This window comes from Streptomyces sp. NBC_01515 (assembly GCF_045040345.1).
GTDB lineage: Bacteria > Actinomycetota > Actinomycetes > Streptomycetales > Streptomycetaceae > Streptomyces.
The window spans coordinates 10,451,562-10,472,131 of the sequence record NZ_CP109416.1; the positions used below are offsets into that span (position 1 = coordinate 10,451,562).

General features: G+C 70.8%; 16 protein-coding genes. 11 read left to right on the plus strand and 5 right to left on the minus strand.

Annotated elements, in window-relative coordinates:
- Positions 1–26 precede the first annotated feature (26 nt).
- On the minus strand, positions 27–4,112 hold the full coding sequence (locus tag OG407_RS46230; RefSeq protein ID WP_405867007.1) for a discoidin domain-containing protein: 4,086 nt from the start codon (positions 4,110–4,112) through the stop codon (positions 27–29).
- 221 nt (positions 4,113–4,333) lie between these two features.
- Here OG407_RS46230 and OG407_RS46235 point away from each other — a divergent pair, with 221 nt between their 5' ends.
- From OG407_RS46235 to OG407_RS46285, 11 genes are all read left to right on the plus strand, one after another.
- Entirely contained in the window at positions 4,334–6,490 is a 2,157-nt protein-coding gene (locus OG407_RS46235; RefSeq protein WP_405867009.1) for a glycoside hydrolase family 27 protein, read from the plus strand.
- 90 nt (positions 6,491–6,580) lie between these two features.
- The gene (locus tag OG407_RS46240; protein WP_405867011.1) at positions 6,581–7,870 is read left to right on the plus strand and encodes an ABC transporter substrate-binding protein; all 1,290 of its coding nucleotides are present in this window, start codon (positions 6,581–6,583) and stop codon (positions 7,868–7,870) included.
- Between the two features lies 1 nt (position 7,871).
- The gene (locus OG407_RS46245) at positions 7,872–8,807 is read left to right on the plus strand and encodes a carbohydrate ABC transporter permease (protein WP_405867013.1); all 936 of its coding nucleotides are present in this window, start codon (positions 7,872–7,874) and stop codon (positions 8,805–8,807) included.
- A complete protein-coding gene (locus OG407_RS46250; protein WP_405867015.1) occupies positions 8,807–9,655 on the plus strand; it encodes a carbohydrate ABC transporter permease in 849 nt (282 codons plus the stop codon). The genes OG407_RS46245 and OG407_RS46250 overlap by 1 nt, the downstream gene beginning before the upstream one ends.
- A complete protein-coding gene (locus OG407_RS46255) occupies positions 9,652–11,718 on the plus strand; it encodes an alpha-galactosidase (protein ID WP_405867017.1) in 2,067 nt (688 codons plus the stop codon). The genes OG407_RS46250 and OG407_RS46255 overlap by 4 nt, the downstream gene beginning before the upstream one ends.
- A 67-nt stretch (positions 11,719–11,785) precedes the next feature.
- Complete coding sequence (locus OG407_RS46260) at positions 11,786–12,559, plus strand: SDR family NAD(P)-dependent oxidoreductase (protein ID WP_405867019.1); 774 nt, start codon at positions 11,786–11,788, stop codon at positions 12,557–12,559.
- A 34-nt stretch (positions 12,560–12,593) separates the two neighbouring features.
- A complete protein-coding gene (locus OG407_RS46265; protein WP_405867021.1) occupies positions 12,594–13,373 on the plus strand; it encodes a FadR/GntR family transcriptional regulator in 780 nt (259 codons plus the stop codon).
- Positions 13,370–14,515 (plus strand): galactonate dehydratase, encoded by a 1,146-nt coding sequence (dgoD, locus tag OG407_RS46270; RefSeq protein WP_405867023.1) that lies wholly within the window; start codon positions 13,370–13,372, stop codon positions 14,513–14,515. The genes OG407_RS46265 and dgoD overlap by 4 nt, the downstream gene beginning before the upstream one ends.
- A complete protein-coding gene (locus OG407_RS46275) occupies positions 14,512–15,330 on the plus strand; it encodes a hypothetical protein (protein WP_405867025.1) in 819 nt (272 codons plus the stop codon). The genes dgoD and OG407_RS46275 overlap by 4 nt, the downstream gene beginning before the upstream one ends.
- A 60-nt stretch (positions 15,331–15,390) precedes the next feature.
- Positions 15,391–16,038 carry a bifunctional 4-hydroxy-2-oxoglutarate aldolase/2-dehydro-3-deoxy-phosphogluconate aldolase gene (locus OG407_RS46280; RefSeq protein ID WP_405868940.1) on the plus strand — a complete coding sequence of 216 codons (648 nt, stop codon included), beginning with the start codon at positions 15,391–15,393 and terminating at the stop codon, positions 16,036–16,038.
- On the plus strand, positions 16,035–17,030 hold the full coding sequence (locus OG407_RS46285; protein ID WP_405867027.1) for a sugar kinase: 996 nt from the start codon (positions 16,035–16,037) through the stop codon (positions 17,028–17,030). Before OG407_RS46280 ends, OG407_RS46285 begins: the two co-directional genes overlap by 4 nt.
- A 19-nt stretch (positions 17,031–17,049) precedes the next feature.
- Here the strand turns inward: OG407_RS46285 and OG407_RS46290 are convergent, their stop codons facing one another.
- The 4 genes from OG407_RS46290 to OG407_RS46305 form a co-directional block, all read right to left on the minus strand.
- Entirely contained in the window at positions 17,050–17,409 is a 360-nt protein-coding gene (locus tag OG407_RS46290) for a hypothetical protein (RefSeq protein WP_405867029.1), read from the minus strand.
- 28 nt (positions 17,410–17,437) lie between these two features.
- Complete coding sequence (locus OG407_RS46295) at positions 17,438–18,109, minus strand: sigma-70 family RNA polymerase sigma factor (RefSeq protein ID WP_405867031.1); 672 nt, start codon at positions 18,107–18,109, stop codon at positions 17,438–17,440.
- Positions 18,110–18,263: 154 nt separating this feature from the next.
- Entirely contained in the window at positions 18,264–18,665 is a 402-nt protein-coding gene (locus OG407_RS46300; protein WP_405867033.1) for a hypothetical protein, read from the minus strand.
- 166 nt (positions 18,666–18,831) lie between these two features.
- Entirely contained in the window at positions 18,832–20,559 is a 1,728-nt protein-coding gene (locus OG407_RS46305) for an MOSC domain-containing protein (protein ID WP_405867035.1), read from the minus strand.
- Positions 20,560–20,570: the final 11 nt, after the last annotated feature.

Genomic DNA, 20,570 nt, shown 5'->3' on the forward strand with positions numbered 1-20,570 from the left:
GGACCGATATCTGGGAAGCCCGGGGACTAACTCGCCGTCGACGGGCGGCTGTTGTACGCCTCCACCTCCAGGAGCGGACGACCTGAGGTCAGGGCCAGGGTCGGCCAGGACAGGGTGACGGTCTGGGACTCGTCGGGCAGCAGCCACAGGTAGTTGTGGCTGTACAGCGTAGGCAGGACGCGCTGGCCGGTCGCGCCGTTCTTCAGCGAGAGGCGGACCATCGCGGCGACGGCCGACCCGTGATTGCGGACGGTGGCGGTCAGTTCGGTACGGGCTCCGGAACGGGACACGCGCCCGAGCGTCGCGGAGACCTTCGTCTGCGGAGTCTTGCCCAGCGCCCGCATGGCGGCCGGTGTGCGATAGCGCCAGTACGTGTTGCGCGACAGGACTCGGCCGTCGCCGCCGGTCAGCGTCAGGCGGAGGAGATGCAGGTCCGGCAGGTCGTCGGTCCAGGCCGCGCTGAACGCCTTCGCGGTCGTGGCCGGTGCGACGTCCAGTCGGGCGGTCTTGTTCCCGCCGAGCCGACGGCCCGTCAGATCGATCAACTGCGCTGAGACCACGGCGTTCTTGAGGCCGTCGCGCGTGTGGTTGACCGCGATGACCCGCCCCTCGGGATCGGCCTGGACGTGCAGCGGCTCGCAGGCCGAACGGGCGCCGTAGTACGTGCCGTTGACGTCGAAGTCGTAGTCGTAGGTCTGCCAGACCGTGCTGTGCCACGCGGGATGGGACATCCACAGCATCAAGCCGCTGGCGTTGTCCCAGAGATTGGCGTTCCAGGCCTCGAACATGGCGCGCGTGTTCTCGTAGTTGACGAACTGGGCCTTGCGCGCGAAGTCGTCCAGGCCGGTGGTCGTGCCGAGGCGCGCCTCTACGGCCGCCTTGTACGTCTGCGGTGCCTGGTTCCCGCGCTCGCTCCAGTCGTGGTAGTACCAGGCGCCGCGAATCGGCCACTCGGGCTCGTCGCCCGTCATGGCGCGCATGCTGGCGGCGGTGGAGACGACGGGCATGCCGATCTCGGTGTGGAAGCCGAAGTCCTTGCTGCCGTAGGTAGTTGGGTCGAAGTACTTCTCCGGCTCCACCCAGCCGTACGGTCCGCCACCGGTGATGATGCCGCCGGCCGAGTTGTTCTGGTAGAGGATGCCGGGGGCCTGGTCCTCCACGGCCTCGCGCATGCCCTGGTCGATGGCGGCGGGCGGGTTGCCCTCGTTGGCCCCGCACCAGATGACCACGCTGGGGTGGATGCGGTAGCGCAGGACGGTGTCCCGGGCGATCGAGTTGAAGGCGTCGTGGTCCGGCGGGTCCATGCCCCACGCGTTGGGGAAGTCGTTCCACACCAGGATCCCGTGCTCGTCGCAGGCGGCGAAGAACTCCTCACGGTCGGATGTGCCCACCCAGTTGCGGATCATGGTGAAGTTCATGTCGCGGTGCATGCGTACGGCCGCGTCCATCCGCTCCGGCGGCATCCTGCGCAACAGCTCGTCCCAGCCCCAGTTGCCGCCCCGGGCCAGTACCCGCACCCCGTTCACGCTGATCTTCAACGGGTCGGGGGTGTTGGACACCGACTTCACGTCGGTCCACGTGTCGGCGTCGTCCGACACCTGGATCACGTAGGTCTTCGGGTACGCCGACTCCCAGAGGATGGCGACCCGGTCGAACTTCTTCGAGGCTCCGAGGTCGACCTGGATCCACTGGTGGTCCTCGTACTCCGAGGACCAACGGGTGCTCGTGTCGCCGTCGGTGGCGTGCGCGGCCGGGTGGTCGGGATCCTCGGTGGACGCGGTGGTCTTCTGGTGCAGGGCCAGGTCGGTGCCGGGAGCGGTGCTGTCGACGACACCGAGGGACCACAGGGAGTTGCCCCAACTGGTGTTGCGCAGCCCGCAGTTGATGCGGACGTAACGGGCGGTCCGGGCGGCGAAGTCCTCCACTTGCAGGCTCGCGTTGCCGTTGTTGAAGGGCAGCGGAACCGCGCTGTTGTCCACCGGCACGGCATCGGTCCAGGTGGCGTTGTCGGCGGAGACCTGCACCAAGTAGGTCTCCGCGTAGGCCTGTTCCCAGGTCAGGTCGACCCCGTCGAAGGACTGCACGGACCCCAGGTCGACCCGGATCCACTGGTCGTCCGTGTAGGCCGAGGACCAGCGGGTGCCGGGATCACCGTCGGTCACGTTGCCGGCGGCATGGTCGTCCCCGTCCGTGCTCGAAGCGTCGGCCTGTGCGTGCAGGGCCAGGTCGGTGGCGGGCCGCGCACTGTCGCGTACGGCCAGGGTCCACAGGGAGTAGCCCCAACCCGAGGCCCTGGTAAGGCACTTGACGCGCACGTACCGGGCCTTTTGCCGGTCGAACGTCACGGACTGGGTGTACGCGTCACCGGAGTTGGCGAACGGCAGCGGCACCTCGTACTCGTAGCCGAACTGACGGATGCCGAACCGGGTGGTGCGACGGTCGCTCTCGGAGCCGTCGAGCGCCGCGGTGAGGGTGAGCTTGTGCAGGGCCGGGTCGCCCAAGCCGTTGGGCCACCACAACTCCGGGTCGCGCAGCCGCAGTTGACCGAAGACGGCAGGCGTGAACGTGACGTCGACGCTCTCGCCCGCCGGTACGGTGACGACCTTGCTGACCCGCACGTTGTCGAAGGCCGCCGAGACCGTCGTCCTGTGGTCGGTGGTGTCGGCGTTGCGGACCGGTACGACGATCGTCAGTTCGGCGGTCGACACCTTGGGAAGGTCCGGCAGCACGGTGTCGACCCGCGGGTCGCCGATCACGACATGGCCGGTCGTTCTCAGCCGGACGTGGTTCCAGATGCCGGCGGCCCGGTCGCGTACCGCCGGCATCCAGTCCCAGCCCGAAGAGGCCAGGTAGGTGGGGGAGTTGAGGTTCATCTGGTTGGCGCCCGCGTCCACCCAGGACTCACCGGCGGGGCCCTTGTCGCCGGGGCTGCCGGGTACCGGCATGGGTGTGATCTTCACGGCGAGCACGTTCGCCCCGCCCGCCGCGAGCAGCTCGGTCACGTCAAGGGCCGCGCGGGCGAACGGGTAGGTCAGACCGCCCACTTGGTGACCGTTGAGCCAGATGTCGGCCGTGTGGTTGATGCCGTCGAACTCCAGCCAGGTCCGGCGCCCGGTCCCGGTCCGCAGACCGCGCGGCAGCTCGAACTCCCGCCTGTACCACCACGAATGACGTGACAGGGCCTCCGGGATGTGGAGGTTGTTCAGTCCGACCACGGGGTCGGGCAGCTTGCCCTGGTCCACGAGCGAGCCGAGTACCGTGCCGGGGACGGTGGCCGGCAGCCAACTGCCGGTGTCCACGGACGCCTTCGACAACTGCGCGCCGTCGCCCTCGGCCCAGTCGTCCAGCGTCAGCCGCCAGCCGGACTCCACCGGGACCGTGCCGTCCTCGGCCACCGCCAGCTTGGGTGCCGGTCCGGAGTGGGTGCCCCAGTCGGTCCAGCCCGTGGCCGACGGCCGGTGGCCCGCGACGGTGCCGTAGACCTCGAAGCCGTTCAGGCCGAGGGGGTTGGGGTTGGAGCGTCTGAGTGAGGTCAGCCGTACCCAGCGGGCGGTGACCGGGCGCGCGGGCTGGATGTTCACCACTCCGCCCGTGCCCGCCGTGGTGCGGTACGCGCTGGTCCAGGTCGTGTGGTCGGTGGATGTCTCGACGACGTACTCGACCGAGTAACTGGACTGGATTTCCTTGCCCGTTGTGCCGTCGGCCGGGTTGCCCGTGGCGGGCGGGGTGAACACCGGGTCGCTCGCGTCGGCCTCGAAGGTGAGGCGGATCGACGTGACGGTGCACGCGGCCTGCAGATCGATCGCGATCCACTGCGGGTCGCCCGCCGCAGCACGCCATCCGGTGCCGCGCACACCCGGCGAGCCGAGCCGGTCCACCACGAACGAACCCGGGGTCGGCGCGTAGGCCGTCGAGGAGACGGACACGGGGCGGTGGAGCGCGAGTTCGCCGGGAGTGCCGGGGGAGGAGGGCACCGTCGTCGGGCCGGCACCGGCGGCGGTGGCGGTCGACATGGGCAGCAGGGACCCCAGGCCGAACCCCGCGAGCAGCGTGGAACCCGTGGTGACGATGGAGCGGCGCGACACGTGTGGTGAACTCGGCTGATCTGTCATGAGCGTGATGTCCCATCAAAACCGGCGGCACTGACAACGTTGCCAAAGGCTGTGACGCGAGGGAAGCTGTGTCAACCCCTGATGCAGCCTTCTAATAAATTAGGAATTAATGTTGACAGGGTTTCGGTCGCGCGCCACAGTCGTCGCCGTGACGCCGGAAGCCCCTGTCGCAGTGCGGCCCGGGTCACGTCCTCCTGCTTCCCAACCCTCGGGAGAGGCAAGTGACTTCACATCCGCAGGTCCGCACACCCGCGGCTTCGAGACGGACGCGCCGCGCCACCGTCGTCGCCATCGCGACCGTACTGGCGGCGACCGCCGCTCCGGTGGCCACGGCGCAGAACACGGCATCTCTGGCCACGGCGCGGACCGGTGTCGACCAGGGCGCACCCGACTACTACGACAGCGGTCTCGCGCCGACGCCCTACATGGGCTGGAACACCTACTACGGTCTGGGCGCGCCGACAGAGCAGCAAGTGCGCTCCGTCGCGGACAAGCTGGTCAACAGCGGTCTGCGGGACGCCGGTTACGACATCGTGTGGCTCGACGGCGGCTGGCAGGCCGACAACCCGCGTGACGCGCAAGGGCGGTTGGTCGCCAACCCGACCCGGTTCCCCTCCGGCATCCCCGCCCTCGTCTCCTACCTGCACAAGCGCGGCCTGAAGGCAGGCATCTACACCGACGCCGGCACCTACGACGGCGGCAAGAGCTGTGGCCTCGGCAGCAGGGGCCACTACGACGCGGACGCACGGCAGTTCGCCGGCTGGAAGATCGACGCGGTCAAGGTCGACTTCCTGTGCGGGATCGGCGCCAAGCTCGATCCGGGCCCGGCGTACAAGGAGTTCAGCGACGCGGTGGCCAAGTCCGGCCGCAAGATGCTGCTGAACCTGTGCAACCCGCTCACCGACGACTGGGGTCTGCCGCACACCCCCGAGCAGGACGCGCACAACACGTACGTCTACGCCCCGACGATCGCCGACTCCTGGCGCACCGGCACGGACATCGCCTGGGGCACTCCGAGCCCCGGTCAGTGGCCCAACATCCTGCGCAACATGGACGCCAACGCCTGGCACCCCGAGGCGCAGGGACCCGGGCACTACAACGACCCGGACTACCTCATCCCGATGCGCCAAATGTCGGACGGCACACTGGAGTTGACCCAGGAGGAGTCCACCACGCAGTACGTGATGTGGGCCGAGATGGGCTCGCCGCTCGTCCTGGGTTCCGACCCGCGCACCCTGTCCGACTCGATGCTCGCCACCCTGCGCAACCCGGAGATCATCGCCGTCGACCAGGACCCGCTCGCGGTCCAGGGCGTACGGGTGGCCAGTGACTCCGTCGGTGACGTCTACAGCAAGGTCCTCACCGGTGACGGCCGACGCGCGGTCGTCCTGCTCAACCGGTCCGACCAACCCGCCCTGCGTACCGTGCAGTTCGCGGATGCCGGGCTCGGCGGGTCGGTGCGGGTACGCGACCTGCGGGCTCGCGCCGACCGGGGCACGCACACGGGGTCGTACACCGTCGAGATCCCGGCGCACGGCACCGCGCTCCTCAAGCTGACCGGGGCGGACGCGCTGCCCGGTACGAATCTGGGCCAGAAGACCACCGCGAGTCCGGCTGTCGTACGTGACGGCGACACGCTCACCACCTTCCTGCGCGGAGCGCACGGCTCGCTCGTCCAGCAGGCCGACGGCGGGACGCGGGACCTCGGCGGTCCGGCGAAGGGCGGGATTCTCGGCCAGCCCGCCGCGTACGCATCGGCCGGCGGCCGGATCGACGTCTTCGTGCGCGGCGCCGACTCGCGGGTGTACCGGCGGGTCTACGCCAGTGGCCGTTGGGGTGCGTGGCAGAGCCTGGGCGGCCGGGTGGCCGACGCGCCGTCGGTGGCGTTCGCCGATCCCGCGCACTGGACGCTGTTCGCCACGGGCGCGGACGGGCAGGTCGTGCAGCGCGGCCCGTCGACCGGCTGGACCTCGCTCGGCGCACCCGGTGGCCGGGCGGTGTACGGGCGGCCGTCCGCCGCCGTGGACGCGCAGGGGCGGGTGCATCTCGCCGTGCGCAGCGCGGCCGACGACGTGTGGACGCGGTCCCGGGACCTGACGGGGGAGTGGTCGCCGTGGGCTTCGGTCGGCGGGACCGTCAGCGGGAGCCCGACGCTGGTCGCCGTAGGGGATGCCGTGGTGCTGTACGCGCGGGCCGCCGACTACACGCTCTGGCAGCAGCGGTACGAGAACGGTGCGTGGCAGGGCTGGACCAAGCAACCGGCGTTCCCCAGCGCGGCGTTCGACGGTGCGCTCGGGGCGGTGGCCGGGCCGGGCGGGACGGTCGACGCGGTGTTCCGCGGAGTCGACGGCTACGTTCACCTGACCCACTTCAACTAAATTAGTAATTATTCTTGACGTGGTGGAGACACCACGTGAATCTGGAACCGCGTGCATCAGGATCCGCGCGGGATCCACAGGGAGCCATTCATGACGAACCATCAGCCAGACCGACGCCGGTTCCTCGCCGGACTCGGTGCCGCGGGGACGGCGGCACTGCTCAGCGGCTGTGTCACCTCGACCTCCTCCGGCAAGAGTTCCTCGAAGGGCGCGGTGAGCCTCCAGTCCAACCTCTCCGCCCCGCAGGCCAAGGCCGCGATGGAGGACCTCGTCGCCGCCTACGCCAAGAAGGGCTCCGACCGCGCGAGCCTCAACACGGTCGCGGCGGAGACCTTCCGCACCCAGCTGCCGACGTACCTCACCTCGGCCAACCCGCCGGACGTGTACACCTGGTACCCCGGCTCGGTGGCGGACGCCTACGCCAAGAAGAACCTGCTGCTCGACCTCGACGAGGCGTGGACCTCGTCGCCCGACCTCAAGCGCTACTCCAAGGCCTTGAACTCCCTCTGCACCGCGAGCTCCGGCAAGAAGGTCTTCGTCCCCAACACCTACTACTGGTGGGGCATGTTCTACCGGAAGTCCAACTTCGCCAAGTGGGGCGTGACCGAGCCCAAGACCTGGGACGAGTTCCTCGACCTGTGCGACAAGCTCAAGAGCAAGGGCGTCACCCCGATCGGGCTGGGAGCCGGCGGCGGCACGGCCTGGGTGGCCTCGGCGTGGTTCGACTACCTCGACATCCGGATCAACGGCGCCGAGTACCACCGCCAACTCCTCGCGGGGAAGCACCGGTTCGACGACCCCGAGGTGCGCAAGGTCTTCGACCGCTGGCAGGAGGTGCTGCCGTACTTCGACCCGAACGGCGCCGCCGTCGCCTTCCAGGACGCCACGACCTCCCTGCTCAACGGCCGCAGCGGCATGATGCTCATCGGCACCTTCTTCGCCGACGCGGCACCCAAGGACGCCCTCGACGACATCGACTTCTTCCGCTTCCCCGTCATCGACTCCAAGGTCCCGCTCGCCGAAGAGGCGCCTGTCGACGGCTACTTCGCCAGCGCCCGCACCGGCCGCCACGACCAGGTGATCGACCTGATGAAGTACCTCGCGACCGCCGAGGCGCAGGAGATCTACATCAAGGGTTCCTCCGGCACCGTCCTGCCCTGCAACCCGGCCGCGAAGGACGCCGGCACGGCCCTGGTCAAGAAGGGCCGCAAGCACGTGGAGGCGGCGGCCGAGGTCACCCAGTTCTTCAACCGGGACTCCAGCGACGCCCTCCAGCCCACCGCGGACAACGCGTTGACGAAGTTCCTGGCCAAGCCCAAGTCGATCGGGAGCATCCTCACCGACTGGCAGCGCGACGCCGAGAAGATCTGGAACGCGTGACATGGCCGTCCTGACCGCGCCCGACCGGAAATCCCCGGCCCGAACGCCCGCCAAGGGCAAGCGGGTTCGGGGCCCCCGGCGCACACCCCCGCTGGTGCTCGCCTTCGTCCTCGTGCCGCTCCTCGTCGAGGCGGTGTGGGTGTTCTGGCCCGCCGCGCAGGGCTTCTACCTCGCCCTGACCAAATGGGACGGCGTCTCCCCACCGCAGTTCGTCGGCCTGGACAACTTCCGGGAGATGGCCCACGACGACGTCTTCCGCAGCGCGGCCGGCCACACCGTCCTCTGGCTCGTCCTCTTCGGCGGCCTGTCCGCCCTGCTCGGCCTCGCCGCGGCCCTGCTGCTCCAGCAGGAGCGGCGGGGGGTCGGCTTCTACCGCGCGGCCCTGTTCCTGCCGGTCGTGTTCTCCCTGGTAGCCACGGCTCTCGTCTGGCAGGCGATCTACCAACCCGACGGCGTCCTGAACCAACTCCTCCAGTCCGTCGGCCTCGGCAGCCTCCGCCACGCCTGGCTCGCCGACCAGGACACCGCCCTCTACGCCGTGATCGTGCCCGCGCTCTGGCGCCAGATCGGCTACGTCATGGTCCTCTACCTGGCCGGACTCAAGGGCATCGACCCGGCCCTGTACGAGGCCGCCAAGGTCGACGGCGCCGGCGCCTGGCAACGCCTCCGGCACGTCACGCTGCCCCAACTGCGCAGTGTCAACGCGGTGGTTCTGTCGGTCATCGTCATCGACTCGCTGCGCTCCTTCGACGTCGTGTGGTCGCTGACCCGCGGCGGGCCCTACCACTCCTCCGAGCTGCTGAGCACCTACATGTACTCAACCGCCTTCCAGTCCCTGCGACTCGGCTACGGCTCCGCCCTCGCCGTCGTCATCTTCGTGCTGGCCTTCGGCGTCATCTGCTCCTACCTCGTCCGCGCGTTCCGGGAGGCCGACTGATGTCCGCCAACTCCACGGCCCTGCGCCGCAAGCGCGCCGCGACCGCCGGATTCCACCTGGGTGCGGGCGCGTTGGCGATCCTGTGGCTGCTGCCCATCGCCCTGGTCCTGGTGACCAGCCTCCGCTCCTTCGACGACATCGCCACCCACGGCCTGGGCAGCTGGCCGCACTCCTTCACCCTCGGCAACTTCCACCAGGCCTGGGTCGACGGTGGCCAGCAGCGCGCCCTCATCAACAGCCTGATCGTCACCATCCCCTGCGTCCTGATCACGCTGGCCCTCGCCGCGATGGCCGCCTTCGCCCTCAGCCGCTACGAACTCCGCTTCCGCCGCTCCCTGTTGCTTCTCATGCTCGGCGGCAACCTCCTCCCACCGCAGATCCTCCTCATCCCGGTCTCCAAGCTCAGCGAAGTGATGGGCATCTTCGACACCCTGCCCGCACTCGTCGGCGTACAGATCGGCTTCGGCGTCGGCTTCTACGTCTTCGTCCTGCACGGCTTCATGCGGTCGATCCCGACGGAGATCCAGCAGGCGGCGGTCGTCGACGGCGCCGGCCCCTGGCAGATCTTCTGGCGGATCATCCTCCCGCTGACCCGGCCCGCCCTGGCCGCGCTCAGCGCCCTCTCCTTCACCTGGATCTTCAACGACCTGCTCTGGGCGATCACCGTCCTGCGCAGCGACACCAAGATGCCGATCACCGCCGCGCTCATCGGACTTCAGGGCCAGTTCGTGTCGATGTGGAACGTCATCGCGGCCGGTTCCGTCATCGCCGCCGCACCCACGGTCGCCGTCTTCCTGCGCTTCCAGCGGCACTTCGTGGCCGGCCTCAACCTCGGGGCGGTCAAGTGACCAACCAGCGCTGGACCTTGCGCACGGAGAACACCAGCTACACCGTGCGCCTGTCCCCGGACGGCCCCTGGGCCGAACTCGACGCATGGGGCCCGCTCGGCGTCGAGGACGGTCCCTCGGCCCTGGACTGGTCGAGGCGTACGCACTTCATCACGCCCGCCGACGCGGCACCGGCCGAGTATCTGCCGTACGGGCTAAGGCCGTTCGCCGGATCAGAACTGGTTGCGTCGCGTCCGGACGGCGAAGACCGGGGCGTGTGGTGGGAGTTCGCCGGGGCGGAAGCGGACGAGGGCACGCTCCGACTCGCCTTCCACGACGAGGTGTTGGGCCTCCGGACCGTCCTCCACTACGAGACCGTGCCGGGCACGGACGTGATCCTCCGCTGGACGGAGTTCACCGCCACCTCGCGGGAACTCCGCCTGGAGCGCCTCGACTCGGCCGCCGTGAACATCCCCGTCTCCGGCGTCGCCCGACTGACGTACCTCACGGGCCAGTGGTCGCAGGAGTTCCAGCGCACCCAACTCGACCTGCCCAGAGGCACGTTCAGCATCGGCAGCCTGCAAGGGGTGCCGGGACACGCGTACGCACCCTGGCTCGCGGTGCGGGACGGCGAGTCGCCGGCCGCGTACGGCATCGCCCTTGCCTGGCCCGGCAACTGGCACATCACCGCAGAGGCCGAACCCGGCGGTTCCCTGCGGGTACGGGCGGGCCGTGTCCCGCACGAGGGCGCGGTGACCCTCGCACCGGGTGAGACCGTCGCCACGCCCCAACTCGCCTGCGCCTTCAGCCCGGAGGGCCTCGACGGACTCTCCCGCGTCTGGCACCGCTACGAGCGACACCTCACCGGCGAGCGCCTGCACCGCCCCCGCAAGGTGCTCTACAACTCCTGGGAAGCCACCGGCTTCGACGTCGACGCGGACGCGCAACTGGAGCTGGCGAAGACGGCCGCCGACATCGGAGCCGAGCTGTTCGTCGTGGACGACGGATGGTTCACCGGGCGCGCCGACGACACCGGGGGACTGGGTGACTGGTGGCCCGACCCGGCCGCCTTCCCGCAGGGCTTCGACCAATTCATCGCGGACGTAAGGGCGTTGGGACTGGACTTCGGCCTGTGGGTCGAACCCGAGGCCGTCAGCCCGGGGAGCCGTCTGTACGCGGAACACCCCGAGTGGGTCTACCGGATCGAGGGCCGCCCCGGCCGACTCGTCCGCAACGAGCTGCTCCTCGACCTCGGCCGGACCGACGTCCAGGACTTCGTCATCGGGACGCTCGACCGGCTGCTCGGCACCTACGAGATCAGCTACCTCAAGTGGGACATGAACCGCCCACCCACCGAGCGAGGCCGTCCCGGTGCCGGCCGCGTCGACCTGGACGCCGAACATGTGGCCGGGTATCTGCGTGTCCTGGACCACCTCCGTTCCGCTCACCCGGACGTCACCGTCGAGGGTTGCGCGGGCGGTGGCGGGCGGATCGAGCATGCGACGATCGCGCGCACCGACGTGGTCTGGCCCAGCGACAACACCGCACCGCTGGACCGGCTCTCGATCCAGTACGGGTTCCTGCACGCGCACGCCCCGCACGTCATGAGTTCCTGGGTCACCGACGCGCCCGGCATCTTCGATCCGCGTCCGCGCAGTCTCGCCTTCCGTTTCGTCAACGCCATGTGCGGGGTGCTGGGTGTCGGCGCCGACCTGCGCACGTGGACGGCGGAGCAGCGGGCCGAGGCCGCCCGGTGGATCGGCCGGTACAAGGAGGTGCGGGACGTGATCCACCAGGGTGAGGCACGGCTCCTCGGTACGCCGGATGAGCCGAGCTGCGGGGTGCAGTACGACGCCGGGGACCGGACCGTCGTCGCCGCGCTGAGCACCGGGCGGCTCGACGGGGCGCCGCTCGTGCCGGGGCGGGCGGACCGGCTTCGGCTGCGGGGACTGGACGCGACGGCGCGCTATCGGGACACGGCGACGGGGACGACGTACAGCGGAGCGCATCTGCTGCACTACGGGCTGCCGTTCGCGTGGAGCGGCGATCATGATGCCGACCTGATCGTGCTGCTGCGTGAGTGAGCCCCGTATGTTTCCGGCAAGCCCTTTCTCGCGAGAGACGCGCAGGACGCGAAGGAGTCGAACCTCGATGGACCAGTCCGTACGACGGCACGGCGCCCGGTTCACCGGACGCACGGCCGTGGTCACCGGCGCGGCCTCCGGCATCGGAGCCGCCACGGCCGTACGCCTCGCCGAGGAGGGAGCCGCCGTCGTGCTCGCCGATGTCGCCGAGGAACGGGGCGAGGCGGTGGCGGAGCGGATACGGAAGGACGGCGGCCGGGCGCGGTTCGTGACGGCCGATGTCGCGGTCGAGGACGACTGGGCGCGGATCGTCGGCGCCGCGCACACCTTCGGGCCCGTCGACGTCCTCGTCAGCAACGCCTTCACCGTCGACGTCACACCCGCACACGAGATGACCCTCCCGTCCTGGCAGCGGCAGCTCGACGTCAATCTGACCGGCAGTTTCCTCGGGTTCCGGGCGGTGCTGCCCGATCTGGAGGAGCGGCGGGGCGCGGTGGTGCTGACCTCGTCCGTGCACGCCCACAAGGGCATCCCCGGGCATCCCGCCTACGCCGCCGCCAAGGGCGCGTTGCTCTCCCTGTGCAGCCAACTCGCCGTCGAATACGGGCCTGTTGTGCGCGTCAACGCCGTCCTGCCGGGCCCGATACTGACCGCGGCCTGGGACCGGGTGCCGCCCGAGGAACGGGAACGCAGCATCGCCGAGACGGCCGTACGCCGCTTCGGCACGCCTGAGGAAGTGGCCGCGGCCATCGCGTTCCTCAGCGCCGACGAAGCCTCCTTCATCACCGGGACGAGTCTCGTGGTGGACGGCGGCTGGAGCGTCGTCAAGGCCTCCGCATGACCACGCTCCCCAACCAGCAGAAAGGCTGTACGACATGACGCCCTATGCCCGTCGAGGCGTGCACGGCCAGACCGTGGAACTCCTCGCCCGCCGCATCCTGGGCGGTGAGATCCCCGAGGGGGCCACACTGGATCTCGTGGCGCTGCAGAGCGAGTTGGACGTGAGCCTGACCGCGTTGCGCGAGTCGCTGAAGGTGCTCGCGGCCAAGGGGATGGTCGACGCCCGGCAGCGGCGCGGCACCTTCGTGCGCCCCCGTGCCGAGTGGAACCTGCTCGACGCCGACGTCCTGCGCTGGCAGTTCGAGGGCGCCTCCACTTCGGAGTCCGACCGGGCGCTGCTGCACAACCTCGCCGAGGTGCGCGCCATCATCGAACCCGCCGCCGTACGGCTGGCCGCCCAGCGCCGCACCGACGCGGACCTGGCCGCCCTGGACGGTGCCCTCGACGCGATGGGGGAGGAGGGCAGCGGCGCCGCCCACGCCGTCGAGGCCGACCTCGCGTTCCACCGCGCCCTGCTCGCCGCCACCCACAACGAACTCCTCGAACGCATGGAGATGGTGATCGAGTCCGGCCTCGCGCACCGCGACCGCATCGTGCACAGCGCTCCGCACAGCGAAGACCCGGTCCCGGCCCACCGCGCAGTCCTGGACGCCGTACGCGACCGGGACCCGCAGGCCGCCGAGGCCGCGATGCGCGCCCTGCTCGACCAGGCCGGCCGCGACCTCGACCGCCTCGGCGACTCCGAAGAGGACGAGGGCTCCCCAGTGGACTCCGCACAGGACTCCGAAGAAACGGAAGGCTCCCGGTCTCAGTGAAGATCACCCGTGTCGAGACCTTCCTCGTCCCGCCCCGCTGGATGTTCTGCCGCGTCGAGACCGACGAGGGCGTGGTCGGCTGGGGCGAACCGGTCGTCGAAGGGCGCGCCGAGGTCGTGCGCGCCGCCGTCGACGTGCTGGCCGAACACCTCGTCGGCCAGGACCCGTTGCGCATCGAGGACCACTGGCAGGTGCTGACCAAGGGCGGCTTCTACCGGGGCGGCCCGATCCTCTCCAGCGCCGTCGCCGGCCTCGACCAGGCGCTCTGGGACATCGCCGGGAAGACGTACGGCGCCCCCGTACACGCCCTGTTGGGCGGCCCCGTGCGCGACCGTGTCCGCGTCTACGCCTGGGTCGGCGGCGACGAACCCGCCCAGCTGAGCGAGCAGATAGCCGCCCAGGTCGAGGCCGGTTTCACCGCCGTGAAGATGAACGCGGCCGGAGCCACCTCACCGATCCCCACCCCCGCCGAGACCGCCGCGATCGTCGCCCGCGTGGCCGCCGCCCGCGAGGCACTCGGCCCCGACCGCGATGTCGCCGTCGACTTCCACGGCCGCTTCACCGCCGCCGGCGCCCGCCGCGTCCTCGCCGAACTCGCCCCGCTGCACCCGCTGTTCGTCGAGGAACCCGTCCTGCCCGAACACGGCCATCAGCTGGCCGGCCTCGTCGCGTCGAGCCCCATACCGCTCGCCACCGGCGAACGCCTCTACGGACGCGCCGAGTTCCTGCCCGTCCTCGCCGCGGGCATCGCCGTCGCCCAGCCCGACCTGTCCCACGCCGGCGGCATCTCGGAGGTCCACCGCATCGCCTCCCTCGCGGAGACCTACGGAGCCCAGCTCGCCCCGCACTGCCCGCTCGGCCCGATCGCACTGGCGGCCAGTCTGCAGGTCGCCTTCGCCACCCCCAACTTCCTTATCCAGGAACAGAGTCGGGGCATCCACTACAACAAGGACGCCGATCTGCTCTCCTACCTCGTCGACCCCGCGCCCTTCCGGTTCGTCGACGGCCACGCCCTGCGCGGTGACGCTCCCGGCCTCGGCATCACGATCGACGAGGCCGCCGTGCGCGCCGCCGACCGTACCGGTCATGCCTGGCGCAACCCCATATGGCGGCACCCCGACGGCTCCTTCGCGGAGTGGTGACCGTGCCGCTCGACATCGTCACCGACCTTGCGCACGGCGGGCGTTGGACCTCGCTGCGGGTGGCGGGGCGTGAATGGCTGTGGCGGCGCGAGGCTCCGGAGCGCGACAACGTTTCCCCCGGCGACGCCTTCGTGGACGCGGGCGGACTGGAGGAGTGCGTACCGACTGTCCGGGGCACCCCTGACCACGGTGAGGCCTGGTCCCGTACTTGGACGCGGGAGGCCGCGGCGGATGTTCTTCGCTGTGACCGCTTCACCTTGGCGCGCACGGTGCGTGCCGAGGCTGACGGGGTTGTGGCCGACTACGTCCTGACGGCCGACCCGGGTTTCCGCTTCGTGTGGGCCGCCCATGCTCTGCTCGACCTCTCCGACCGTGCGCTTCTGCGTATCCGTGACGGAGCCCGCACCCGGCTCTTCCCCGAGGCGGCACGGCTGTTGGGCCGGGCGTGGCAGGACGGCGCCTCATGGGTGGAGGGCGACTGGCCCGCACCGTGCGGGCTGCGCCTGGACCGGTTCGGACCGGATGACGGGACCGCTGTAGGAGCTGTCGTGGACGCTACTCACTGCTGCGTCCACGACCAGGTCGACCGTCTCTCACTCGGCCTCGAAGCCGACGGACAGCCCGTGTCCATCGCCCTGTGGCGCAACTTGGGCGGCTTCCCGGCCCAACACCCCTACCGCAGCACAGGCGTTGAACCAATGCTCGGCCGCGTCTTCGACCTCGCCGAGGCGGGCCCCGATGACGCCGCCCGGGTACCCGCCTCGGGCGAAGTGCGGTGGCGGCTGACGCTGACCGCGAACTGCCGCTGTGCCTGAACCGGCCTGTACAGGAAGGGAATTCGCCACATGGATCTTCGAGACATGGATCTGCGGAACATGGATCTCCGCGCGGCCCTGGTCGCCCACCGCCTGGTCGCGATCATCCGCGGCACCGATCCCGAAGCCGCCGTACGCACCGTACTGACCCTCGCCGAGGAGGGCGTCGAACTCATCGAGGTGTCCCTGACCGGTGTAGACGCCCTGTCCGTCATCGAGCGGGCACGCAAGGAACTCGGCCCCGACCGCCCCCTCGGCGCCGGTACGGTCCTGACCGCCGACGACGCCCGCGCCGCTCACCGGGCCGGCGCGAACTTCGCCGTCACCCCCGCGCTCGGGGACGGCATCCGCGAGGCGCACCGGCTCGAACTGCCGGTAATCGCCGGGGTGTTGACCCCCACCGAGATCCTCGCCGCACGCCCCCTAGGTGTCGCCGCGCTGAAGATCTTCCCGGCCGCGGAGGCCGGCGGTCCCGCCTACCTCAAGGCATTGCGTGGACCGTTCCCGCACGAGGTGTTCGTACCGGTGGGCGGCGTCGACGAGTCGGCCGCGCGGGAGTATCTGAAGGCTGGCGCGACTGCCGTCGGCGTGGGTTCGCCCCTGGTCGGCGACGCGGCCGACGGCGGCAGCCTGACCGAGCTGCGCGCCCGAACTCGCGCCTTTCTCGCCGTCGTTGAGGAAGCCTCGTCCGCGCGGGAGGTGTCATGACGAGCGGATGGCAGTCGGCGGAAGGCGCGGTCGTCTGTATCGGGGAGACCATGGCGGCCCTTGCCCCCGCCCCGTCCTCCTCGCTGGAGTGCGCCGACGATCTGCGGGTGTCGGTGGCCGGGGCGGAGTCGAACGTGGCGATGTATCTGGCGGATCTGGGGGTTCCCGTGTCGTGGCTCTCGGCCGTGGGCGACGACCCGTTGGGACGGCGGGTGCTCGCGGAGGTTGGGGCCGCGGGTGTCGATGTCAGTGGTGTGCGGTGTGATCCGGAGCGGCCCACGGGGCTGCTCGTGAAGGAGCCGACCGGTTCGCGGACCCGGGTCCACTACTACCGCGGCAACTCGGCGGCCTCGGCGATGGGCCCGGACGTACTCGACGACGACAGACTGAGATCGGCCTCCGTCCTCCATCTCACCGGCGTGACACCGGCGTTGTCCCCGTCCTGCCGGAGCCTGGTGACGACCGCGCTCGGCGTCCCGGCGGCTGAACGGCCGTACGCCATCAGCTTCGACGTCAATCACCGCCCCGCGCTGTGGCCGCCCGGTACGGCCGCGACCGAGCTGCGCGACCTCGCCGACCGGGCCGACATCACCTTCGTCGGCCTCGACGAGGCACGGGAGTTGTGGGACACGGACCTCCAACCGGCCGACGTACGGACGCTGTTGCCGCACCCGCGTCTCCTCGTCGTCAAGGACGGCGGGCATTCCGCCATCGCCTTCAGCGACGAAGGTGTACGGACCGTGCCCGCGCTGGACACGGACGTGGTGGAGCCCGTCGGCGCGGGCGACGCGTTCGCCGCCGGAGTGCTGACCGGACTGCTGCGCGGCGGGGGCATGGAGCGTGCGCTGCGGCTGGGGCACATCACGGCGGCATCGGCCCTGAAGGTGACCGCCGATCACGGTCCCCTGCCGGACAGCGCCCGGATCGAGCGGCTTCTTGAACTTCCGACGAGCGAGTGGGCGGCCGGGGCCGGGACCGGTTTCCGCGGGTGACCAGGTGCATCGCGCCCGGTCAGGGATTGAGCGATGCGGTGACCCCGCCCGACGCAGGAGGATCGGGTACGGCGTCGGTGGCGTTGGCGGTGGGTGACACCGAGGGGCGGTTCGCGGGCCTGACCGGTGTCTCCCGGACCTCGTGCATCGCCACGAACAGGACGCCGATCACCGCGGCGGCCACGACGAGCAACGCGACGGCGGTGCGGCGGACGGGGTGGAGGGCGGGGAGCCGGAACAGCCGGGCCTGTCCGGTCGGCGGGGCCGGGGGACGCAGCGCGTGCGGGTCGACCGCGTCGGCCCGGGCGCGCAGGGCGTTGCGCAGCCGTTCTTCGAGGGGGTCCGGCGGGAGGCCGGAACCGAGGTCCTGCTCGATCATCGGGACGCCTCCGGGGTCACGCGTGTCGTCATCGGGACGCCTCCAACTCTCGGCGCAGGGCGGCCAGCGCGCGGCTCGCGGTGGATTTGACCGCCCCGCGGGACAGGCCTAGGGTGTCGGCGATCTGGGCCTCGCTGAGATGGGACCAGTACCGCAGGACCAGCACTTCACGTTGCCGCCGCGTCAACCGGTGCAGGGCGGCGATCACTTCACCGTGCTCCTCGCGCAGCAGCACGGGTTCCTCGGCGGACGGGGCGTGCCCTTCGCGCTCGGGGACGTGGGCCCGTACCGTACGGCGGCGGCGCAGGACCGAGCGTGACGTGTTGACCACGCTGGTGCGCAGACACGCGTCGGGGTTGTCCAGGCCGGCCAGCCGCTCGCCGTGGCGGCGGTAGAGCGCGGCGAAGACGTCCTGCACGACGTCCTCCGCCGTGGGGAGGTCGTCCACCAGGAGCAGGGCCAGGCGGACGAGGGGCAGACGGCGGTGGGCGTACAGCTCGTCGATGCCGGGTGCGTGGAGATCGGCGGGGACGGAGGGGGCGTCCGGCGCCACCGGGATGTCCTCGCGCCGCTGCGACACCCCGCGCACCAGGTGCCGTAGCGCCCGTCGCAGCGCGTCCGACCAGGTGCGAGCCGGGAAACGTAGGGGTCTGTACCTGCCCGTCGGTACACCGTAGGCCGGGGTCGTCGCCGCGTTCATGGATCTCCAGGACAGCAAGGTCTTCGTACACGCGCCCGGAATCACCGGGCGGGCGGTGGAGCCGCCGGGCAGGTACCCGGCGGCTCCACCTCGGCGCGGGCCGCCGAATGGCCCGTAGCCGATCAGCGGCGCTCGGCCGCGTCCGCCTGCTCCGTCACCGCTTGGCGGGTGCGGGCGCGGCGTCCCTCGTGGAGTGGTCCGGGGCGGTGCCGTTCCCGTCGGGTACGGCGTCGACCGGGTCGCCGACGTTCGGGCCCGGGTCCACGCACTCGCCGCCCGGCACCGCGTCGACCGGGTCCTCGCTGAGAGTCGTGTACGACACCTGGTTGTCCTTGACGGTGTTGTCGACCCCGTTCGGCACCGCCTCGACCGGTTCCGGGCACAGCTCGGTGTACGTCACCTGGCTGGGCACCGGCGTGGGCTCGGACGCGGAGTTGTCGGCGTGGGCGGTGAACGAGCCGCCGATGGCGAGCGCGGCGGCGGCGCCTGTGACGCCCAGGGCGATCCGCACCCGGCCCGCGCGGAGGCTGCGGCGGACGGTCTGACCTGCGGACATGTGATTCCTCGAATCGTCGATGCTGACGGGACTAACGGGCCGCCGCCACGGCTGGCTTCCCGTGACGAAGGCCCTGGCTCGGAGGCGCCTCCACCCGGACAGACGTTCCGAGGGCATCGAGGTTGCAGGTCGGAAGAACTCTTCTACGAGGGTTCCGCGTCGGCCCCTACATGTCCAGGACGAGGTCCGTGCCGGGGCGGGCGCAGCAGATCAGGATCTCGCCGTCGGCCGGAGGCTCCAGCGGGTCGGGGGAGTAGGTGATCGTGCCGTACAGCAGGGGCGTGACGCAGGTGTGGCAGACGCCGGTGCGACAGCTCCAGCGCGTGGGTACGTCGCAGGCGTCGGCGAGTTCGAGCACACTGCCGTTGGTGTCGGCGTCGAACGGGACGGCGATGCCGCTGCGGGCGAAGGTGACCAGGGGGCCGGTTCCGGGCGGGCCCGGGGGCAGGTGGGGTGCGCGGACGGGGTGGTCGGTGAGACCGGGGTTGATCGCGCCCAGGGTGCCGAACAGCTCGGTGTGGATGCGTGCGGGGTCGACGCCGGCCTCGGTGAGGGCCTGCCGCATGTCGGTCATGAAGGGGGCGGGGCCGCAGATGTACGCGGTCGCGTCGGCCGGGACCGACAGCGCGAGCAGCTTGTCCTTCGTGAGGCGTCCCGGGGTGGCATGGGCGTTCTGGAGTTCCTCGGGTGTGGCCGCGCTGTAGAAGACGTGCTCGTGCGCGTCCGGCAGTGAGGTGAGCAGGTCGTGGGCCTCGGCGGCGAGGGGGTGTTCCCGGGGGCCGCGGGCGCCGTGGATCCACCAGACCTCACGCTTGCTGCCCTCCGCGGCGAGCGCGTGCAGCATCGACAGCACCGGTGTGAGACCGATGCCGGCGGAGACGAGGAGCACCGGTCCAGTGTCCTCGGCGTACACGAACTCCCCACGGGGGGCTGCGACTTCGAGGACCGCGCCCGGTCGTAGCCGCGTGGTGAGGTAGCCGCTCGCGGTGCCGTGGGGCTCGTGTTTGACGCTGATCCGGTAGCTGCCGGCGTCGGGCGCGGCGGACAGCGAGTAGCTGCGCACCGGGGCGGGGCCGGTCGTGGCGGGGACCCGCAGGGTCAGGTACTGGCCCGCGCGGGCGGCCGGGAGCGGGGAGTCGTCCGGGGCGGTCAGCCGGATCGAGGTGACCGTCGTGCTCTCCGGGACCACGTCCGTCACCCGCAGCGCGCGAAAACCGTCCCAGGCGGGGCGGGTGGTGGTCGTCGTACCGTCGGCGGCGGCGAGCAGTTCACGGAACGACCCCTGCCAGCCGGGGCTCAGCGCGGGCACGTCCAGGGCGAGACGCAGCTTCGCGGGATCGCGGCCGGGGAGATACAGCAGTGCGTCGGTGTCGGCGACGCTCAGCGCGCCGGGCCCCGTCCTGGTCCGTACGATCCGGTCGCCGGCCTGCACCCGCCCCTCCCGTACGACCCGCATGTAGAACCCGGGACGGTGATGGCTCACCAGCAGCGAGGCCAGCTCGGGTTCGCCGAAGCGCATGCCGACGCGGTAGCAGGTGACGCGCGGCTGGGTGACCTCGAACTCGGCCTCGCCGACGCGGTACCGGTCGCCGATGCAGACCTCGTCGTCGAGCAGGCCGTCCACGGTGAGGTTCTCGCCGAACTGGCCGTAGCCGAGGTCGTCGCGGCCGAAGTGCCGCTGCCAGTGCCGGTACGACTGGATCTGGTAGACGAGGACTGCCCGCTGCTCGCCGCCGTGGCCCGCGGTGTCGCCCTGGCCGTCGCCGTCGATGTTGAGCCGGCGGACCATGGCCGGTCCGACCACCGGGTATTTCCATACGCCCGTACAGACGATCTTGCCCTGCCAGGGAACGTCCTTCGGCATACCGACATTCACCGACAGCAGGGTGGGCATGGGGAACTCCT

Excerpts from the sequence above, each read along its gene's own strand:
- OG407_RS46290 (WP_405867029.1), bottom strand. The coding sequence starts at position 17,409 with ATGATCGAGCAGGACCTCGGTTCCGGCCTCCCGCCGGACCCCCTCGAA.
- OG407_RS46250 (WP_405867015.1), top strand. The coding sequence starts at position 8,807 with ATGTCCGCCAACTCCACGGCCCTGCGCCGCAAGCGCGCCGCGACCGCC.
- OG407_RS46240 (WP_405867011.1), top strand. The coding sequence starts at position 6,581 with ATGACGAACCATCAGCCAGACCGACGCCGGTTCCTCGCCGGACTCGGT.
- OG407_RS46285 (WP_405867027.1), top strand. The coding sequence starts at position 16,035 with ATGACGAGCGGATGGCAGTCGGCGGAAGGCGCGGTCGTCTGTATCGGG.
- OG407_RS46265 (WP_405867021.1), top strand. The coding sequence starts at position 12,594 with ATGACGCCCTATGCCCGTCGAGGCGTGCACGGCCAGACCGTGGAACTC.
- OG407_RS46280 (WP_405868940.1), top strand. The coding sequence starts at position 15,391 with ATGGATCTCCGCGCGGCCCTGGTCGCCCACCGCCTGGTCGCGATCATC.
- OG407_RS46230 (WP_405867007.1), bottom strand. The coding sequence starts at position 4,112 with ATGACAGATCAGCCGAGTTCACCACACGTGTCGCGCCGCTCCATCGTC.
- OG407_RS46245 (WP_405867013.1), top strand. The coding sequence starts at position 7,872 with ATGGCCGTCCTGACCGCGCCCGACCGGAAATCCCCGGCCCGAACGCCC.
- OG407_RS46260 (WP_405867019.1), top strand. The coding sequence starts at position 11,786 with ATGGACCAGTCCGTACGACGGCACGGCGCCCGGTTCACCGGACGCACG.
- OG407_RS46305 (WP_405867035.1), bottom strand. The coding sequence starts at position 20,559 with ATGCCCACCCTGCTGTCGGTGAATGTCGGTATGCCGAAGGACGTTCCC.
- OG407_RS46295 (WP_405867031.1), bottom strand. The coding sequence starts at position 18,109 with ATGAACGCGGCGACGACCCCGGCCTACGGTGTACCGACGGGCAGGTAC.
- OG407_RS46300 (WP_405867033.1), bottom strand. The coding sequence starts at position 18,665 with ATGTCCGCAGGTCAGACCGTCCGCCGCAGCCTCCGCGCGGGCCGGGTG.